The 4,000-nt window shown below is 73.0% G+C and carries 4 protein-coding genes; all 4 read left to right on the top strand.

All coding sequences use genetic code 11. From position 1 onward, the window contains the following. Window positions 1–168 precede the first annotated feature (168 nt). The 4 genes from ACH5HR_RS10615 to ACH5HR_RS10600 all read left to right on the top strand — a co-directional run bounded on the left by ACH5HR_RS10615 (window position 169) and on the right by ACH5HR_RS10600 (window position 3,896). Window positions 169–843 carry an FtsB family cell division protein gene (locus tag ACH5HR_RS10615; protein ID WP_402377610.1) on the top strand — a complete coding sequence of 225 codons (675 nt, stop codon included), beginning with the start codon at window positions 169–171 and terminating at the stop codon, window positions 841–843. 4 nt (window positions 844–847) lie between these two features. Beyond that, window positions 848–1,372 carry a DUF501 domain-containing protein gene (locus ACH5HR_RS10610; protein WP_402377607.1) on the top strand — a complete coding sequence of 175 codons (525 nt, stop codon included), beginning with the start codon at window positions 848–850 and terminating at the stop codon, window positions 1,370–1,372. A gap of 49 nt (window positions 1,373–1,421) precedes the next feature. Next, window positions 1,422–2,375: a Ppx/GppA phosphatase family protein gene (locus tag ACH5HR_RS10605; RefSeq protein WP_416477770.1), complete on the top strand. Its 954-nt coding sequence runs from the start codon at window positions 1,422–1,424 to the stop codon at window positions 2,373–2,375. Between the two features lie 69 nt (window positions 2,376–2,444). Further along, entirely contained in the window at window positions 2,445–3,896 is a 1,452-nt protein-coding gene (locus ACH5HR_RS10600) for an NAD(P)/FAD-dependent oxidoreductase (protein WP_416477768.1), read from the top strand. The last annotated feature ends 104 nt before the right edge of the window (window positions 3,897–4,000 follow it).

Genomic DNA, 4,000 nt, shown 5'->3' with positions numbered 1-4,000 from the left:
GCCCGGGGGGGGGGGGCCCGGGGGGGGGGGGGGGGGGGCGCGGGGGGCCGGGCCCCCCCCCCCCCCCCCCCCCGAACTACCGACATCGGTAAAAGGGGCGAGTGGGGACGCGGTGGCGCGCCGACGGCGGTCGTGGGCGCCTGACGTCGGGTTCGGCACAATCGGGGGGTGCCCTCCCGTCGCCCTGCCGCCCCGCGAACCCGCCGACCTGCTTCCCGGCCGGGGACCCGGACGGCGGCGCGTCCGGCGGCGTCCACGGCCCGCTCGCGGGCGACGGGCGCGAGCAAGGCCGCACCGTCGAAGAGCAAGAGCGCCCGCCGGCCTGCTGGTCCGGCGCGTGACGACCGGCGCCGCAGCCGGCTCGGCCTCGTGCTGCCCGAGGTCCTCACCGTCCGGTTGCTCGTGCTGTCCGTGGTGGTGCTGCTGGCGTTCGTGCTGCTGCTGCCGACGGTGCGCGGCGCCGTGCAGCAGCGTGCCGAGATCGACCGGCTGCAGGCCGAGCTCTCCGCGCACGAGTCGGAGCGCGCGAGGCTGGAGAACGAGCTCGGCCGCTGGGACGACCGCTCGTACGTGGTCGAGCAGGCGCGCACCCGGCTGAACTACGTGATGCCGGGCGACACGGTGTGGCGTGTCGTCGACGCGGACGAGGTGGCCGACGGCGGCACCCCGGCGGGGGACGAGGCGCCGACGGAGCCGGCTCGCCCTGCCGGCCCGACCGGTGCGCCCTGGTACCAGGCGATGTGGGAGTCGGTCCAGGTGACCGATGCGCGCGCCACGACGGTCGGTCGTGACGAGGGCGACGGCGTCGACGTGGAACCGGGTGGCACCGACGGGGGAGAATGACCCCGTGACCTCCGAGCCATCCGCAGACCTCACCGACGACCCGACCGCCGTGACCGACCGCGACCTCGAGGTGCTCGCCGAGCAGCTCGGCCGTGCGCCGCGCGGGGTGGTGGGCATCGCCGCCCGCTGCGTGTGCGGGCGCCCCCTGGTGGTGCGTACCGCTCCGCGGCTGCCCGACGGCACGCCGTTCCCGACCACGTACTACCTGACCCATCCGGGCGCGGTCGCTGCGGCCTCTCGGCTGGAGGCGGACGGCGTCATGCGGGAGATGTCGCAGCGGCTGACGGAGGACGACGAGCTCGCGGCGGCGTACCGGCGTGCGCACGAGCACTATCTGGCCCGGCGTGCGGAGCTGGGCCACGTCGAGGAGGTCGAGGGCATCTCGGCCGGTGGCATGCCCACGCGCGTCAAGTGTCTCCACGTGCTCATGGGGCACGCGCTCGCGGCGGGCCCCGGGGTGAACCCGCTGGGTGACGAGGCCCTGGAGCGGGTGCGTGACCAGTGGCGGCCGGACCGGTGCTCGTGCTGATGGTCCCGCCCGGGCGCGTGTCGGCCCCGGATGAGAGAGTGCGGTCGTGATGAGCAGCAGCACCCGTGTCGCCGCCGTGGACTGCGGCACCAACTCGATCCGTCTCCTGGTCGCCGACGTCGCCGGTGACGGCACGCTCACCGAGCTCGACCGGCGCATGGAGATCGTACGTCTCGGTCAGGGCGTCGACCGGACGGGGGAGCTGGCACCGGAGGCCCTCGAGCGCACCCTGGCGGCCTCTCGGGAGTACGCGAAGGTGGCCGCCGAGCTCGGGGCGACCCGGGTCCGGTTCGTGGCGACCTCGGCCACCCGGGACGCGCGCAACCGTGCCGACTTCGCGGACGGCGTCCGTGCCGCGCTCGGGGTCGACCCGGAGGTCGTCTCGGGCCAGGAGGAGGCGCTGCTGTCCTTCCGCGGCGCCACGAGCGGGTCCGCGAGCGAGCATCCGGGCCCGTACCTCGTGGTGGATCTCGGTGGTGGTTCGACCGAGCTCGTGCTGGGGACGACGACGCCGGACGCGGCGGTCTCGATGGACGTCGGCTCCGTGCGGCTCACCGAGCGTCACCTGCACTCCGACCCGCCCGGGGCCGCGGAGACCTCGCGTGCCCGTGCGGACGTGACGTCGGCGCTCGACGCGGCCTCCGCCGTCGTGCCGCTGGGGCGGACGTCGACGCTGGTGGGCCTGGCGGGCTCGGTGACGTCGGTGACGGCGCACGCGCTGGGACTCGCCAGCTATCGGCGCGAGGCGATCAACGGCGCGGTGCTGAGCGTGCCCGATGTGCTGGCTGCCTGCGAGGACCTGCTGGGCCGGACGCGCGCGGAGCGTCTCGCGCTCGGGTTCATGCATCCCGGTCGGGCGGACGTGATCGGCGCGGGGGCCCTGGTGTGGTCGCAGGTCGTGTCGCGGGTCCGTGACGAGGTCGCGGCGTCGGGCGGCGCGCTGACGCACGTGGTGACCTCCGAGAGCGACATCCTGGACGGCATCGCCCTCTCCCTCGCCTGAGGGAGCGGTGACGGACCGTACAGCGGACCCGCGCGCGAGCGGGACGTAGTCGGTCGTAGACTGGGAGCCATGCCTCAGAACGTTCTGTCGACGGACACCCCTGCCCAGGACGCGGCCGCGCCCACCCCGCGTCCGCGCAAGGTCCCGCGCGTCGTCGTGCTCGGCGGTGGGTCCGTCGGGCTCTACGTGGCGCGACGGCTCCGCAAGAAGCTCGGGAAGCGGGAGGCGGCGATCGTCGTCGTCGACCCGCGGCCGTACATGACGTACGCGCCGTTCCTGCCCGAGGCGGGCGCCGGCTCGATCGACGCCCGTGACGTCGTGGCCCCGCACCGCATCGCCCTCAAGGGGATCGATGTGCTGCAGGGCAAGGTCTCCCAGATCTCCCACGGCGACAAGAAGATCACCATCCGCCCCGAGGTGGGGCCGGACTACGAGGTCTCCTACGACCAGCTCGTCGTGGGTCTCGGGTCGGTCTCGCGCACCCTGCCCATCCCGGGCCTGGCGGAGAACGCCATCGGCTTCAAGAACGTGGAGGAGGCCATCGCGGTCCGCAACCACGTGCTGAACCGCATGGACGTCGCCTCCTCGACGTGGGACGCCGACCTGCGCCGCCGGATGCTGACCTTCACGTTCGTCGGCGGCGGCTTCGCCGGGATCGAGGCGCTGGGCGAGATCGAGGACATGGCGCGCTACGCGACGCGCAACTACCCGACGATCGAGTCCGAGGACCTGCGCTTCGTGATGATCGAGGGCACCGGTCGCATCCTGCCCGAGGTCTCCGAGCCGATGGGCGAGTGGGCTCGTGAGGAGATGAAGAAGCGCGGCATCGAGTTCCACCTCAACACCTTCCTCAACTCCTGCGAGGACGGCCACGTGGTCACGTCGACGGGCGTCGAGTTCGACTCCGACACGATCGTGTGGACCGCGGGCGTGAAGGCGAACCCCGTCATCAAGGAGAGCTCGGACCTCCCGGCCGACAGGATGGGTCGCGTGACCGTGCGGGCGACGCTGCAGGTCGAGGACGAGAACGGCGAGCTGGTCCCGGACGCCTGGGCCGCCGGTGACTGCGCCGCGGTGCCGGACCTGCTCAACCCCGGCAGCTTCTGCCCGCCGAACGCCCAGCACGCGATCCGTGAGGCGAACCAGCTCGCCGACAACATGATCGCGCAGCTCAAGGGCCAGCAGCCCGTGGAGTACAAGCACAAGAGCGTCGGCGTCGTGGCGTCGCTGGGGCTCTACAAGGGTGTCGCAGAGCTCTTCGGCTTCCTCAAGCTCAAGGGCCCCCTGGCCTGGCTCGCCCACCGCGGCTACCACGTGATGGCGATGCCGACGGGCAACCGCAAGCTGCGCATCCTCATCGGGTGGGTCGGCCAGTTCCTCATGGGCCGTGAGATCGTCTCGCTCGGTTCGCTGCACGACCCGCGGGACGAGTTCCGCAAGGCGTCGGTGCCGCCGAAGCCGCAGGGCGAGAAGACCGAGCAGAAGGCCGAGTCGTCGGCCGCGCGAGCCGAGAAGGGCTGACGCTCCTCGTGTGACCCTGGCCGGGCGGCTCCGGTCGGCACCTTCCGCTCCGTTCGGTACCTTGAACTGCCGAGCGTGACGGGATGTGCCGACCGGAGCCGCCC

The organism is Isoptericola maris (assembly GCF_048065335.1).
GTDB lineage: Bacteria > Actinomycetota > Actinomycetes > Actinomycetales > Cellulomonadaceae > Isoptericola > Isoptericola rhizosphaerae.
This window is presented reverse-complemented; position numbering and strand designations above follow the sequence as displayed.

Bases quoted from the DNA above. Each gene is read 5' to 3' on its own strand.
- ACH5HR_RS10605 (WP_416477770.1), top strand. From the start codon at position 1,422: ATGAGCAGCAGCACCCGTGTCGCCGCCGTGGACTGCGGCACCAACTCG.
- ACH5HR_RS10600 (WP_416477768.1), top strand. From the start codon at position 2,445: ATGCCTCAGAACGTTCTGTCGACGGACACCCCTGCCCAGGACGCGGCC.